We start from the raw sequence: 16,330 nt of genomic DNA on the forward strand, positions 1-16,330 counted from the left end.
CTGAAAATGTCGGTGTCTTTACCTGTTTATAAACATCTCATTTTGTTTGGTTAATGAGCATGGTTAAGGAACGAAACCAAACAAATAGTTTATTCTTAAACTAAAATCTTTTAGTCCATTGGCAAAGACAGTCGAACAAAGAGTAAATTTTGCAACTAGTAAGCACATTATAGACTATCCGGATTTTCTGGATGTGCAATTGCAATCATTCAGAGAATTTTTCCAGATAGATACCACTTCAGACGATCGCTCAAGCGAAGGTTTGTTTAAAGTGTTTGCTGAAAACTTTCCAATAACAGATTCAAGAAATATCTTCGTATTAGAGTTTCTTGATTATTTTGTTGATCCGCCACGTTACGATATACATGAGTGTATTGAGCGTGGATTAACCTACAATGTTCCATTAAAAGCAAAGCTTAAGCTTTCTTGTAATGATGTAGAACATGAAGATTTTGAAACCATTATCCAGGATGTGTACTTAGGTACTATCCCGTATATGACACCAAAAGGTACGTTTGTTATCAACGGTGCAGAACGTGTTATCGTTTCGCAATTACACCGTTCTCCAGGGGTGTTCTTCGGCCAGAGCCGTCACACCAACGGAACCAAATTGTACTCAGCACGTGTTATTCCTTTCAAAGGTTCATGGATCGAGTTCGCTACAGACGTTAATAACGTGATGTACGCGTATATCGATCGTAAGAAAAAATTCCCGGTTACCACTTTATTACGTGCTATCGGTTACGATTCTGATAAAGATATCTTAGAACTTTTTGATCTTGCCGACGAAGTAAAAGTTAGCAAATCTGGTTTAAAGAAATATATCGGTCGTAAACTGGCTGCAAGGGTATTGAAAAAATGGGTTGAAGATTTTGTTGATGAAGATACTGGTGAGGTAGTTTCTATCGACCGTAATGAAGTGATTCTTGAAAGAGAAACCGTTTTAGAAGACGAACACATCGATATGGTTATTGAGGCTGGCGTAAAAAGCATCATCTTATCAAAAGAAGATGGCGCAAGTCAGGCTGATTATACCATTATATATAATACATTACAGAAAGATACATCGAACTCAGAAAAAGAAGCTGTTGAAAACATCTATCGTGCTTTGCGTAACGCAGAACCACCTGATGAGGAAACTGCACGTGGTATCATTGATCGTTTGTTCTTCTCGGATAAACGTTACGATTTAGGTGATGTTGGTCGTTACCGCATCAACCGTAAATTAAAAATGAATACCCCTGATGAGGTTAAAGTATTAACAAAAGCAGATATTATTGCAATTGTAAAATACCTGATCAAGCTGATCAACTCAAAAGAAGAGGTAGATGATATCGATCACTTGTCTAACCGTCGTGTACGTACGGTAGGTGAGCAATTGTACGCACAATTTGGTGTAGGTTTAGCCCGTATGGCCAGAACTATCCGTGAGCGTATGAACATCCGCGATAACGAGGTGTTTACACCAACTGATTTGATTAACGCCCGTACGTTATCATCTGTGATCAACTCGTTCTTTGGTACTAACCAGTTATCTCAGTTTATGGATCAAACAAATCCATTGGCAGAGATCACGCACAAACGCCGTTTATCGGCCTTAGGTCCAGGTGGTTTATCACGTGAGCGTGCCGGTTTCGAGGTACGTGACGTTCACTACACCCACTATGGTCGTTTATGTACCATTGAAACTCCTGAGGGACCGAACATTGGTTTGATTTCGTCACTTTGTGTGCATGCAAAAATCAACAATTTAGGTTTTATTGAAACACCATACAAACGTGTTGAAGAAGGTAAAGTAGTTGTAGATTCAGACGTTATTTATTTATCTGCAGAGGATGAAGATGGTAAAACCATCGCTCAGGCCAACGCAGAGTATGATGATAAAGGTAACTTTACCACACCACGTGTTAAAGCGCGTTATGAGGGTGACTTCCCGATTATTGAGCCTGAGAAATTAGACTTAATGGACGTTGCGCCAAACCAGATTACTTCAATTGCTGCTTCGTTAATTCCGTTCTTAGAACATGATGATGCGAACAGGGCTTTGATGGGATCGAACATGCAACGTCAGGCCGTGCCTTTGTTACGTCCTGAAGCACCGATTGTTGGTACAGGTTTAGAAGGTCGCGTTGCTCGTGACTCAAGAACTTTGATCAATGCAGAAGGTGATGGTATTGTTGAGTATGTAGATGCTAACGAAATCACCATTAAATATGAGCGTAACGAAGATGATCGTTTAGTTTCATTTGAAGGTGACAGCAAAACTTACCGTTTAATTAAGTTCAAAAAAACCAACCAGAATACTTGTATCAACTTGAAACCAATCGTAAGAAAAGGTCAGAAAGTTACTAAAGGACAAGTGCTTTGCGAAGGTTATGCAACTCAAAACGGTGAACTGGCATTAGGTAGAAACCTGAAAGTGGCTTTCATGCCTTGGCAGGGTTTCAACTTTGAGGATGCGATTGTAATCAACGAGCGTATTGTTCGTGATGACGTTTTCACTTCACTGCATATTGAAGAGTTTGAATTAGAAGTACGTGATACTAAACGTGGAGAAGAGGAATTAACACCAGATATCCCTAACGTTTCTGAAGAGGCTACTAAAGACCTTGATGAAAATGGTATTATCCGTATTGGTGCTGATGTAAAAGAAGGTGATATTTTAATTGGTAAGATCACTCCAAAAGGAGAATCTGATCCTTCACCGGAAGAGAAATTACTACGTGCAATCTTTGGTGATAAAGCAGGTGATGTTAAAGATGCTTCTTTAAAAACTCCTCCTTCAATCCAGGGTGTGGTAATTGATACTAAATTATTCAGCCGTGCTAAGAAAACTACAAAAGCTGAAGAAAAATCGGCAATTGAGAAATTAGACAAAGGATATAACAATATCACTGAGAAATTAAAAGCAGAATTAGTAGACAAATTATTCACTATCGTAAACGGAAAAACATCTCAGGGTGTATTTAACATTTACAAAGAATTATTGGTTGCTAAGGGCGCTAAATTTACACAGAAAATTTTAGCAGAACTTGATTATAACCACATCAGCCCTAACAAATGGACAACTGATGATGATAAAAACGAGTTAATTAAAATGTTGCTTCACAACTACGGTATCCGTGTTAACGAAGAACTTGGAGCTTACAAACGCGATAAATTTGCGATCAGTGTAGGTGATGAGCTTCCATCGGGAATTGTACAGATGGCAAAAGTTTATGTTGCTAAAAAACGTAAATTAAAAGTAGGTGATAAAATGGCAGGTCGCCACGGTAACAAAGGTATTGTTGCACGTATTGTACGTGATGAAGATATGCCTTTCTTAGCTGACGGTAGCCCGGTTGATATCGTGTTGAACCCACTGGGTGTACCTTCACGTATGAACCTTGGTCAGATCTACGAAACCATTTTAGCATGGGCAGGTCAGGAGTTGGGTGTTAAATTTGCAACCCCGATTTTCGATGGTGCTTCTCATGACGAAGTGGAAGAATGGATTGCTAAAGCCGGTGTTCCTGCCTCAGGAAAAACCTACTTATACAATGGTTTAACAGGTGAGCGTTTCGATCAGACTACAACAGTAGGTATTATCTACATGCTGAAACTAGGTCACATGGTTGATGATAAGATGCACGCCCGTTCAATCGGACCATACTCATTAATTACACAACAACCATTGGGTGGTAAAGCCCAGTTTGGTGGTCAGCGTTTTGGTGAGATGGAGGTTTGGGCATTAGAGGCATTCGGTGCAGCTAACATCCTTCAGGAGATCTTAACCGTTAAATCGGATGATGTAATCGGAAGGGCCAAAACTTACGAAGCCATTGTTAAAGGTGAAAACCTGCCAACTCCGGGTGTACCAGAATCGTTCAACGTATTGGTACATGAGTTACGTGGTTTAGGTTTAGATATTACGTTAGACTAATTGAATGAAAGAATGAGTGAATGATTAAATGATGGGTAACTTTCATTCAATCATTCAATCACTCAATCCTTCGATCATTAAAGAAAGAGATATGTCTTACAAAAAGGATAATAAATTAAAAAGCAATTTCACATCAATCACGATTAGCTTATCGTCTCCGGAAATTATTCTGGAACGTTCAAGCGGTGAGGTGTTGAAACCAGAAACCATTAACTACCGTACTTACAAGCCAGAACGCGATGGTTTGTTCTGTGAGCGTATTTTTGGTCCGGTAAAAGATTACGAATGTCATTGCGGTAAATACAAACGTATCCGTTATAAAGGTATTGTTTGCGATCGTTGTGGTGTTGAAGTAACGGAGAAAAAAGTACGTCGTGAGCGTATGGGACACATTGCTTTAGTGGTTCCTGTGGCGCACATCTGGTACTTCCGCTCTTTACCAAACAAAATCGGTTATTTATTAGGTTTACCTACTAAAAAATTAGATTTAATTATCTATTACGAGCGTTACGTAGTTATCCAATCAGGCTTAATGGCTGAAGAAGGTATCAACTATATGGACTTCTTAACAGAGGAAGAATATTTAGATATCTTAGATAAATTACCTAAAGAAAACCAATATCTGGATGATAAAGATCCTAATAAATTCATCGCCAAAATGGGTGCTGAAGCATTAGAAGATTTATTAAAACGTATTGATTTAGATACTTTATCTTACGATTTACGTCACCAGGCTGCTAACGAAACTTCTCAGCAACGTAAAAACGAGGCTTTAAAACGCCTTCAGGTTGTTGAAGCTTTCCGTGGTGCCAATACACGTATCGAGAATCGCCCAGAGTGGATGATTGTTAAAATTGTTCCGGTTATTCCACCAGAATTACGTCCTTTAGTACCATTAGAAGGTGGCCGTTTCGCTACTTCCGATTTAAATGATTTATACCGTCGTGTAATTATCCGTAACAACCGTTTAAAACGTTTGATTGAGATTAAAGCACCAGAGGTAATTTTACGTAACGAGAAACGTATGTTGCAGGAAGCTGTAGATTCGTTATTCGATAACTCACGTAAAGTTAACGCGGTAAAAACTGAAGGTAACCGTGCCTTGAAATCACTTTCAGATATTTTGAAAGGTAAACAAGGTCGTTTCCGTCAGAACTTATTAGGTAAACGTGTGGATTATTCAGCTCGTTCGGTAATTGTTGTAGGGCCTAGCCTTAAATTACACGAGTGCGGTATTCCTAAAGATATGGCTGCTGAGCTTTACAAACCATTCATCATTCGTAAAATGATTGAGCGTGGTGTGGTAAAAACAGTTAAATCTGCAAAGAAAATCGTTGATAGAAAAGATCCGTTAGTTTGGGATATCTTAGAAAATGTACTAAAAGGTCACCCGGTATTATTAAACCGTGCACCTACGCTACACAGACTGGGTATTCAGGCTTTCCAGCCAAAATTAATTGAAGGAAAAGCAATCCAGTTACACCCATTAGTTTGTACCGCATTCAACGCCGATTTTGATGGTGACCAGATGGCTGTCCACTTACCACTAGGTAACGCAGCAATTTTGGAAGCCCAGGTATTAATGTTGGCTGCACACAACATCTTAAACCCTGCAAATGGTACACCAATTACAGTACCATCTCAGGATATGGTTTTGGGTCTTTATTACATTACTAAAGGCCGCAGAACTGATGAAACAAGGGTTGTAAAAGGACAGGATTCGAATTTCTATTCTCCGGAAGAAGTGATCATCGCTTATAACGAGAAAGAATTAGATCTACATGCTTTTATCAAAGTAAGGGTAAACGTTAAGCAAAGTGACGGTTCTATCGTTAATAAATTAACTGAAACTACTGTTGGCAGGGTATTGTTTAACCAGATGGTTCCTGAAGAAGTTGGTTACATCAACGAGTTATTAACTAAAAAATCGTTAAGAGATATTATCGGTGAGGTAGTGAAAATGACTGGTATGGCACGTTCTTCTCAATTCCTGGATGATATCAAAGAATTAGGTTTCCGTATGGCATTCCAGGGAGGTTTATCGTTCAACTTACAAGACGTTAACATTCCGGTTGAGAAACATACTTTACTAGAGCAGGCTGCTAACGAAGTTGAAGAGGTAAGAAACAACTATAACATGGGTTTCATTACCAACAACGAGCGTTACAACCAAATCATCGATATCTGGACACGTATTAATAACAGGTTAACTACATTCGTAATGAACCAGTTATCAAGCGATAACCAGGGTTTCAACTCGGTGTACATGATGCTTGACTCCGGAGCACGTGGATCTAAAGAGCAGATTCGTCAGCTTTGCGGTATGCGTGGTTTGATGGCGAAACCTCAAAAATCTGGTTCAGGTGGCGATATCATTGAAAACCCGATCTTATCAAACTTTAAAGAAGGTTTATCGGTATTAGAGTACTTTATCTCTACTCACGGTGCCCGTAAAGGTTTGGCGGATACGGCGTTAAAAACAGCTGATGCGGGTTACTTAACCCGTCGTTTACATGATGTTGCTCAGGATATGATCGTTAACGATAACGATTGCGGTACTTTAAGAGGTATGTACACAACTGCCTTAAAAGATCAGGAAGATATCGTTGAGCCGTTATTTGATAGAATTTTAGGCCGTACTTCGCTACATGATGTTTACAATCCTCTGGATAATACATTATTGGTAGGTGCTGGTGAAGATATTAACGAAGAAGTTGCCAAACTGATCGAAGAATCGCCTTTAGAAGGTATCGAAATTCGTTCAGTATTAACTTGCGAAGCTAAACGTGGTGTTTGTGCATTATGTTATGGCCGTAACTTAGCATCTGGTAAACGCGTTCAAAGAGGTGAGGCAGTTGGTGTAATTGCAGCACAATCAATCGGTGAGCCGGGTACACAGTTAACACTTCGTACTTTCCACGTGGGTGGTACTGCATCGAACATTGCTGCAGAATCAAACATCGTAGCTAAGTTTGATGGTGTTATCGAATTCGAAAATATCCGTACAGTTGATACTCAGACTGAGGAAGGAACAGTACAGGTTGTATTGGGTCGTTCAGGTGAGTTCAAAATTGTTGAACCGGGTACTGGCAGGGTAATCGTTACAAATAACATTCCTTACGGTGCATTCTTATTCGTTAAAGAAGGCGATAAACTTTCAAAAGGTGATAAAATCTGTTCATGGGATCCATACAACGCGGTTATTCTTTCAGAATTTGCCGGTAAAGCACAATTTGATGCCATTATTGAAGGTGTTACCTTCCGTGAAGAATCAGATGAGCAAACTGGTCACCGTGAAAAAGTAATTATCGATACACGTGATAAAACGAAAAACCCTTCAGTTCAGATCGTTGATAAGAAAGGTGAATTCATCAAAGGTTATAACATTCCGGTAGGAGCTCACGTTTCAGTTGACGAAGGTGAAACTATCCAAACTGGTCAGATTATCGCTAAAATTCCTCGTGCTACTGGTAAAACCCGGGATATTACGGGTGGTTTACCTCGTGTAACAGAATTATTTGAAGCACGTAACCCATCTAACCCGGCTGTAGTAACTGAGATTGATGGTGTGGTAACTTTAGGTGGCGTTAAACGTGGTAACCGCGAGATCACAATCGAATCGAAAGATGGTGAAGTTAAAAAATACCTTGTTCCATTGTCTAAACACATCCTTGTACAGGATAATGACTTTGTGAAAGCAGGTATGCCTTTATCAGATGGTTCAATTTCTCCTGCTGATATCTTATCAATTAAAGGCCCTGCAGCGGTTCAGGAATACCTGGTAAATGGTATTCAGGAAGTTTACCGTTTACAAGGTGTGAAAATTAACGATAAGCACTTCGAGGTAATTGTTCACCAGATGATGCAGAAAGTTCACATTGAAGATCCGGGTGACACTATCTTCTTAGAAAATAATGCTGTTGACCGTTGGGATTTTGCTGACGAGAATGATGCCATGTACGACAAGAAAGTGGTTGAAGATGCAGGTGATTCAACCGAAATCAAACCAGGTCAGATTGTTTCATTACGTAAATTAAGAGATGAAAATTCTCAGTTAAAACGTAAAGATTTAAAACAGATTACGGTTAGAGATGCAAGACCAGCAACTGCAAGTTCTATCCTACAAGGTATTACACGTGCATCATTAGGTACTAAATCGTTCATTTCTGCGGCTTCGTTCCAGGAAACTACGAAAGTATTGAATGAGGCAGCAATTGCAGGTAAACGCGATAATATGTTAGGCTTGAAAGAAAACGTGATCGTTGGTCACTTAATCCCTTCAGGTACTGGTGTACGTGGTTACGAAAGAATCATCGTTGGTTCTCAGGAAGAATACGATAAATTATTAGCTTCGAAACAAGAAGAAGTAGATGCTTAATATTTAATCTAAATAGTTTGAAACCCCGGCATTTTGTCGGGGTTTTTTTGTTTAAATAGATTTTGTAAATTAATAGATAGTAAAACGTGAACTCGTGAGTGTTAAATTTATGATAAAATAATTTTTTTTTGAATTTGTAATATTGAATATCAAAAATATAAACTTCACTTTCAAAAGATTAAATACCTTCAATATCCGGACTAACCTCTATTTCTTATCTATCTATTTTGTTACAATTCGTCAAACGTTTGCGTAAGCATAGCTTTTCAATCTCTTAATTTAATTCTGATCGGTTTCATTAACTTAGGTTTATGAAGTTTTTATCAGTGATATTAATGATGGGTTTTGGCTTAACAAGCGCCGCCCAGGATGTAAGTTTAGCCCTCCAGAAACCAAAACTGCCAGACAGCGAAACCATTAATAAACAATGGGAAAATACCACTAAAGCGTTAAATATTAGCTTCGCCAGCAGCAATGTGAGGTTTGCAAAAGAAGTACCTCCGGCGGTTCCAGTTCAAAACACATGGAATACCTCCGCCTGGAAAGGCGAAAAAATACACACCCAGCTATTGCTGTGGGCCAACAATAAGGTTGCCGGGGTAAGTATAGAACCATCCGATCTCAAAGATCAGCGGGGTAACAACATTAAAAAAGAAAATATTACTGCGGGCATTATCAAGTATGTCATTACCGACGAGTTTAGAGATGGCTGTGGTTACCGTAAAGCAGCCGATTTTGATTCATCTTATGTGGCCGACCAAATTGATACAAAAATAAATAACATTGTAATTAATGCCAGAAATACACAGCCGGTTTGGTTGAGTATAAAAATTCCGGCAGCTACCAAAGCAGGTATTTATTCAGGAATAGTCAAAATTAAAGGTGAAAAGGAATATGATCTGCCTGTTCAGATTCAGGTGCTCGATAAAACTTTACCTGCGCCGGCACAATGGAAGTATGACTTAGATTTATGGCAACATCCCGCAGCCATTGCCCGTACGCATCAGGTAAAATTATGGAGCGATGAACATTTTGCCTTAATTAAGCCATATTATACAATGTTGGCCAATGCCGGGCAGAAAACCATTACCGCAAGTATTGTTAACGAACCCTGGGGCCATCAAACTTATGATGATTACCCAAGTTTAATTAAATGGACAAAGAAAAAAGACGGTACCTGGAGCTATGATTACAGCCTGTTTGACAAATATATTGCTTTTGTAATGACTACCGGCATCAATCAGCGCATCAATTGCTATAGCATGGTACCCTGGAAAATTGCCTTTAGCTATTGGGATGAAGCCACCCAGAAAGAAGCAGTATTTACTGAATCCATCGGTACACCTGCATATGATGCCTTTTGGAAAACAATGTTGACAGATTTTACCAAACATTTAAAATCAAAAAACTGGTTCCAGAAGACCTATATTGCCATGGACGAACGTCCCATGAAAGCCATGCAGGCCGTAATCAAACTATTAAAAAGCGTTGATAAGGATTGGAAATTAGCCCTGGCAGGAGAATATCACCAGGAAATAGAAAAAGACATCGACAATTATTGCATTGCATCTAAATGGGAATTTCCGGCTGATGTATTACAAAAACGCATAGCGGAGGGTAAAACCAGTACCTGGTACACCTGCTGTACAGAACCTTATCCCAATGCTTTCAGTTTCTCTTCGCCCGCAGAGCAGGTCTGGATGGGCTGGTACACTGCCAGCAAAAACATGGATGGTTATTTGCGCTGGGCCTACAACAGCTGGACAAAAAATCCCTTAACCGATACCCGTTTCACTGCCTGGCCTGCAGGCGATACTTACATGGTTTATCCAGGCCCATTAACATCCGTAAGGTTCGAAAAAATGATCGAGGGTGCACAGGATTTTGAAAAAATTAAGCAATTACAACAGTTATATACCAAAAATAAAAATTCAGCAGCACTTGATGAGTTAAATAAAGCACTCGGAAATTTTAGTATAAAATCTTTATCGACCGTTACCGCCGACGAAGTTTTACAGCGCGTAAAACCACTATTAAATCAGTAACAAATGAGAAATGTCTTTTTGTTTGGGTTGGTGACTTGTTTAATGTATTGTAAATCAATCTATTCACAAGAAAAGAGCACTTTCAAATGGTTTAACCCTCAGGCCAATGCTTACGCTACATTAAAAGGTAAGGCCTGGCAAAACAGCGATAGCCTTAACTATTATAACCGCTTACCTGCTACTGCCGAAAAAGTAGTGAGGAAAGAAGTTTGGGATTTAGCGAAGAATACTGCTGGCGAGTACTTGGATTTTAATACCAATGCACAACAGATTATAGTAAAATATCAGCTCAATGGAGGGAAAAGTTTAGATAATATGCCAGCTTTAGGCGTAAGCGGCCTCGATTTATATGCGCAGGATATGCAAAATAACTGGCATTGGATAAAAGCAGCATACAGCTTTAGCGACACGGTTACTTATAGTTATGCAAATTTTGATGCGACAGTAAAAATCAAGAAATTCCGCCTATACCTGCCACTATATAACACGCCAAAATGGTTAAAAATAGGAGTGGGGATAAATGATGGATTTAAGGTAGAAGAAGCCAATGAAAAAAAATCTTTAGTATTTTATGGTACTTCTATTATGCAGGGGGCTAGTGCAAGCAGACCCGGAATGGCATGGCTGAATATACTGGGCAGGAAATTAAACCTGCCGGTGATCAATTTAGGTTTTTCAGGCAATGGCCGGTTGGAAAACCCGTTGATTCAATTAATGAATGAAACAGATGCCAGTCTCTTTGTATTGGATTGCCAGCCTAATCTGTATGATCAAAAGATTTATCCGGCTGCTGAAATTGAGTCACGGATTACCCTTTCTGTACAAAGTCTAAAAGCAAAACATCCACATACGCCCGTTTTATTGGTCGAACACAGTTCTGGCTTAACTCAGGTTAACCTGGATAGCGAACTAACCCGAAAATACATTCAAACTTCTAAAATCCTGAATCATACTTATCAAAAATTGAAGCAATCAGGAATCAAAGATCTGTATATCCTAACTGCAGAAGAGATCGGTTTTACTGATAACAGCACCATTGATGGCACACATCCAAACGATTTTGGAATGATGCAATACACCGATGCTTACGAAAAGGTGATCCGGAAAATTTTAGCTTCCGGAAAATAGATATGCAAAGAAATCTATGTTTAGCTGTGTTATTGCTGCTACTTTACTCATGTACAGTAAAAAAAGTATATCATCAGAAAGCAGTCCTGACAGAAGATTTTAATCAGATAAGAACTTTTAATGCGCAAAACCGGTCTAAAATACCTGGTGGTGATGCGCATTGGAGCAGTAATCATTCCCTTCTAGAATTGGCTGAGGCACCGGTAGCCCTTATTCCATTTCCAAAGCAAGTGGTGTGGCAACCCGGCGTGCTTAAGTTGAATGAAATTGTAATCAAATCTAATAGTAACGCAACTGTTCTGTCAGCTCTCAAACGCCTGTTCATAGCTAATGGCGTTAAACTTTCCAATAGAATCAGTAAAAATAAAGTTCAGGTACACGTAGAAATTGTTAAAATACCAGCACTTAAAAAAGAGGGTTATCAGCTTGTTGTTTCTAAAAAAGGTATCAATATTAAAGCCTTGGATAGTAGCGGGTTATATTATGGTGTACAAACTTTAAGGCAATTAATGCAAAACACAAGTGCAGGCGTAGCTATCCCTTTTTGTGAAATTAGTGATTGGCCTGCCTTTGCTGTTAGAGGATTTATGCATGATAACGGACGTAATTTTCAAAGTATTACCCTGCTAAAAGAGCAACTCGAGCTGCTTTCCCATTATAAATACAATACATTTCAATGGCATTTAACCGATAATCCGGCCTGGAGGATAGAAAGCAAAATTTTTCCGCAGCTTAACGAAGCCAGGTTTAGGCAGGCTAACCGCGATCCGGATAGCAGTTACAGCTTTGCCGATATTAAAGAGTTGATCCGCTTTGCCAAAGAAAAACACATTACCATTATTCCTGAACTGGATATGCCTGGCCATAGTGCTTATTTTAAGCGCGTTTTTGGTTTTAAAATGGAGAGTGAGCAAGGCATGCATGTTTTAGAAAAATTAATCGATGAATTTTGTAAAGAGATTCCGGCCAGCGATTGTCCGGTTTTGCATATCGGTTCGGATGAAGTACATATTCCAAACCCTGCTGCATTTATCGAAAGGATGAGCAATAGGGTTATGGCTAATGGGCGTAAAGTTATGGTGTGGAACCCTGGTTTGCCACCTGTAAAAGGAAGTATCCGGCAGCTTTGGAGAGAAGAAGCAACAGGACAGGTGGCAAATACTAAAAGAAATCCATTTATTGATTCGTACGGTGGGTACCTGAATTTGTTCGATGCTGTTACTTTAATTCAACGTTATTTTTTTCAGCAGGTTTGTAACCAGGCCAGGGGAGATCAATATGCTTTAGGTGGTATTTTATGTTGCTGGCCAGACACCAGGGTAGCGGATAAGGAAAAAATCTTCCTTCATAACCCTGTCTGGCCTGGTGCACTGGCTTATAGCGAAGCGGTTTGGTGTGGAAGACCAGAAGCTAACCCTGATCTTTTAAACGTTTTACCGCTTAAAAATACAACAGCCAACCAATATTTTGCAGAATTCGAAAAGCGTTTAACGGTTCATCAGGCCCGATTTTTTGAAAAATTGCCGTTTCCTTATTTTAATGCTTCGCAAACGGAATGGCAGGTAAGCAAAATTTACTGGAAAGGAAAACCTGTTACAACTGATCGGCTGCCTCAAAAAATTGCCGGGAGCGTGATAAGGATAAATCAATCGTTGCTGGCAGATCAGGCTATTGATAGTTTAACCCAGGTAGACTTCTCTTCAAATATCTTTTCTGAACATGATCAAAACATACAAGCTTTAATCGGATTCGAAACCCCGGCACGCTCTAACAGGCAAAGTGCCGGTGTACCTCCAAACGGAAAATGGGATGCTAATGGGGGCGAAATCTTCATCAATAATACGGAATTAAAAGGTCCTGTATGGGAAAATCCCGGTGCAAACCAAAACCTTAAGCCAACCTGGTTTACACAAGCAAATGAAATTCCTTATACCGATGAAGAATTTTTCTGGTCGCGTAAACCCGCAACTATTCAGTTAAAAAAAGGTTGGAATACAGTACTGATCAAAGTGCCCAAACCCATTACCGGCCAAAATTGGATGTTCGCTTTTATTCCTGTTAAGCAAAAGGGAGGAAGATGGATTAGCGATCCAACAGTGGTTTTACAGGCAGAAGAAAAATGATAATTTACCTTAATAAACAGCTAAAATGCTTTATGGATGGACGTGAACCAGAACGTAATTTTAGGTACAAAACAATTTAATGAGAAAATTAATTTTTACATTGGCATTAATAACTTCATTTATTGCCAATGCAGTGGCGCAGAACAACGATTTAAAATCACAAAACACCATAGCCATTGAGCCTGGCGACAGTAAAGCTACTATTATTGCCAAAGCAAGCCATGTAGTACCAACGCCCAATCAGTTAAGTGCTTTAAAAAATGAATTTATTGCATTTATTCATATTGGTCCTAATACTTTTACCAGGATGGAATGGGGCAATGGAAAAGAAGACCCAAAAATTTTTGATTTAAAGGAACTTCATACCGATCAATGGTGCCAGGCCATGAAATCGGCAGGCATGAAAATGGTGATTATTACCGTAAAACACCATGATGGTTTTGTGCTTTGGCAGAGCAGGTACACCAAACATGGAATCATGTCTTCGAATTTTGAAAATGGCAAAGGCGATATCCTGAAAAATCTATCCGCATCTTGTAAAAAATATGGCCTTAAACTGGGTATTTATTTATCTCCGGCAGATTTATACCAGATTGAAAATCCTGAAGGCTTGTATGGCAATTTGAGTAAAGTAACTACCAGAACCATTCCACGCGAAGTAGCAGGCCGCCCGTTTGCAAACCAGACCAAATTTAAGTTCGATGTTGACGATTATAACGAATATTTTTTAAACCAGTTATTTGAAGTATTAACCGAATATGGTCCTGTTGATGAAGTTTGGTTTGATGGTGCACATCCTAAAACCAAAGGTGGCCAGAAATACAATTACCAGGCCTGGAAAGAACTGATTCATACCCTGGCGCCAAAAGCTGTAATTTTTGGTAAAGAGGATATCCGCTGGTGTGGAAACGAAGCCGGGGGAACACGCGAAACAGAATGGAATGTACTGCCTTATAGCGAAAATCCTGATACTGCAGCACATTTTCCGGATTTGACTGATACAGATTTAGGTAGCAATGATAAACTTTACAAAGCTAAATTTTTACATTACCAGCAGGCCGAAACCAATACATCAATAAGAGAAGGCTGGTTTTACCGTGATGATGAAAAACAAAAAGTACGCAGTGCCGATGATGTATTTGATATTTTCGAACGCTCGGTAGGAGGGAACTCCACATTTTTACTCAATATTCCACCAAACCGAAACGGGAAATTTTCTGATGAAGATGTTAGCGTACTCAAAGAAGTAGGTAAACGAATCAGCGAAACTTACGGTAACAACTTATTGAGTGGTGCAAGCGGACCAGAAGCAATCCTGGATCAGGACATTAATACCTTTCAATTGTTAAATGATAAGCAGAAAAATATAGAAATAAGCACCGCTAAACCCATAACAATAAACCGGATTGTTTTACAGGAAGCAATTGCAGCTTATAGCGAAAGGGTAGAGCAGCACCAGGTTGAAGCATGGGTTAATCACAAATGGCAGAAAATTGCTGAAGCAACAAATATTGGCTATAAACGCATTTTACGTTTTCCTGAAATTACCACATCGAAGCTTCGGTTAACCATTTTATCATCGAGGGCGAATCCTGCAATGGCAACCATATCTGCACATTATTATCGCACGCGTCCGCCACAATTGCAATTTGCAAGGGATATAAACGGTTTAACTACCATTTCGTCAAAAACACACGAATTTGGTTGGAAACCTCACGGAGAAAATGCCACGGCCAACCTGAATAAGGGCATCGAAATTTATTATACCACCGATGGAAGTGTACCTAGTGCTAGTTCAAATAAATATTCGGCTCCGGTACAGATTACAAAAGGCGAAATAAAAGCAATTGCCATCACCAATAAAGAAAAAGGACCTTTGGCAACTGAAACATTTGGAATAGTAAAAAAAGACTGGAATTTATTATCCAGCGACGGTGAAAAGGCAAATCATACTGCTGCGATGGCTGTGGATGCTAAAAAAGAAACTTATTGGTTATCAAATGAGGATGGACAGCATCAAATTGCTATTGATTTGGGCAGTACCCACAATTTAACAGGCTTTATTTATACACCGCCTGCCAATTTTGCCGATGGAATGTTAGAAAAGGGCATCTTGCAAACCAGTAATGATGGTAAAAACTGGAAAGATGTTGAAACCTTTGGGTTTGGTAACTTGATTAACGATCCTACACCAAGAACACATTACTTTAAAAATGTAATTGCTGCAAAGTATGTACAATTAAAGGCCGTTACAATTGCAGGCAATAAAAAGACTTTGGCTATTGCTGAACTGGATTTTTTGGAGAAATAAGAGGAATGTTATTGTTCAGGTTTAATATTATTTAGCACTTTATATTTTTAATTCCGCCATTAAGCAGCGGAATTTTTTATTTTTGAACTATTATGGAAGAACAACAAAACGAAAATCAGCTAAACATAGAATTATCGGAAGAAATTGCAGAAGGAATTTTTTCTAACCTGGCCATTATTACCCATTCTAATACCGAATTTGTATTGGATTTTATCCGTGTAATGCCCGGAATACCGAAAGCTAAGGTAAAATCGAGGATTATTTTAACACCGGAACATGCAAAGCGCTTATTGTCAGCTTTAGAAGACAATATTCAGAAATTTGAAAATGTAAACGGGCGGATTAAGGCACAAGAAGAACCACCTTTCCCAATGGGTTTTGGCGGACCAACGGCCCAGGCCTAAACGCATAAAATTCTTACAA

The 16,330-nt window shown here is 39.2% G+C and carries 7 protein-coding genes; all 7 read left to right on the plus strand.

Annotation, left to right across the window (positions count from 1 at the left end; all coding sequences use genetic code 11):
- Positions 1-118: 118 nt before the first annotated feature.
- The 7 genes from rpoB (at position 119) to ABD769_RS03085 (ending at position 16,311) form a co-directional block, all read left to right on the plus strand.
- A complete protein-coding gene (gene rpoB / locus ABD769_RS03055; RefSeq protein WP_344849292.1) occupies positions 119-3,922 on the plus strand; it encodes a DNA-directed RNA polymerase subunit beta in 3,804 nt (1,267 codons plus the stop codon).
- Between the two features lie 91 nt (positions 3,923-4,013).
- Positions 4,014-8,300: a DNA-directed RNA polymerase subunit beta' gene (gene rpoC, locus ABD769_RS03060; RefSeq protein ID WP_344849294.1), complete on the plus strand. Its 4,287-nt coding sequence runs from the start codon at positions 4,014-4,016 to the stop codon at positions 8,298-8,300.
- A 311-nt stretch (positions 8,301-8,611) separates the two neighbouring features.
- Positions 8,612-10,345: a DUF4091 domain-containing protein gene (locus ABD769_RS03065; RefSeq protein WP_344849296.1), complete on the plus strand. Its 1,734-nt coding sequence runs from the start codon at positions 8,612-8,614 to the stop codon at positions 10,343-10,345.
- 3 nt (positions 10,346-10,348) lie between these two features.
- Positions 10,349-11,473: an SGNH/GDSL hydrolase family protein gene (locus ABD769_RS03070; RefSeq protein ID WP_344849298.1), complete on the plus strand. Its 1,125-nt coding sequence runs from the start codon at positions 10,349-10,351 to the stop codon at positions 11,471-11,473.
- Between the two features lie 2 nt (positions 11,474-11,475).
- Positions 11,476-13,596 carry a family 20 glycosylhydrolase gene (locus ABD769_RS03075; protein ID WP_344849300.1) on the plus strand — a complete coding sequence of 707 codons (2,121 nt, stop codon included), beginning with the start codon at positions 11,476-11,478 and terminating at the stop codon, positions 13,594-13,596.
- Positions 13,597-13,675: 79 nt separating this feature from the next.
- Positions 13,676-15,907 carry an alpha-L-fucosidase gene (locus ABD769_RS03080; protein WP_344849302.1) on the plus strand — a complete coding sequence of 744 codons (2,232 nt, stop codon included), beginning with the start codon at positions 13,676-13,678 and terminating at the stop codon, positions 15,905-15,907.
- 92 nt (positions 15,908-15,999) lie between these two features.
- Positions 16,000-16,311: a DUF3467 domain-containing protein gene (locus ABD769_RS03085; RefSeq protein ID WP_344849304.1), complete on the plus strand. Its 312-nt coding sequence runs from the start codon at positions 16,000-16,002 to the stop codon at positions 16,309-16,311.
- Positions 16,312-16,330 lie beyond the last annotated feature (19 nt).

Origin of the sequence: Pedobacter jeongneungensis, assembly GCF_039538295.1 — a bacterium.
GTDB lineage: Bacteria > Bacteroidota > Bacteroidia > Sphingobacteriales > Sphingobacteriaceae > Pedobacter > Pedobacter jeongneungensis.

What these genes read in the sequence shown, in the direction of transcription:
- rpoC (WP_344849294.1), top strand. Translation starts at nt 4,014, where the DNA reads ATGTCTTACAAAAAGGATAATAAATTAAAAAGCAATTTCACATCAATC.
- ABD769_RS03065 (WP_344849296.1), top strand. Translation starts at nt 8,612, where the DNA reads ATGAAGTTTTTATCAGTGATATTAATGATGGGTTTTGGCTTAACAAGC.
- ABD769_RS03070 (WP_344849298.1), top strand. Translation starts at nt 10,349, where the DNA reads ATGAGAAATGTCTTTTTGTTTGGGTTGGTGACTTGTTTAATGTATTGT.
- ABD769_RS03075 (WP_344849300.1), top strand. Translation starts at nt 11,476, where the DNA reads ATGCAAAGAAATCTATGTTTAGCTGTGTTATTGCTGCTACTTTACTCA.
- ABD769_RS03080 (WP_344849302.1), top strand. Translation starts at nt 13,676, where the DNA reads ATGAGAAAATTAATTTTTACATTGGCATTAATAACTTCATTTATTGCC.
- ABD769_RS03085 (WP_344849304.1), top strand. Translation starts at nt 16,000, where the DNA reads ATGGAAGAACAACAAAACGAAAATCAGCTAAACATAGAATTATCGGAA.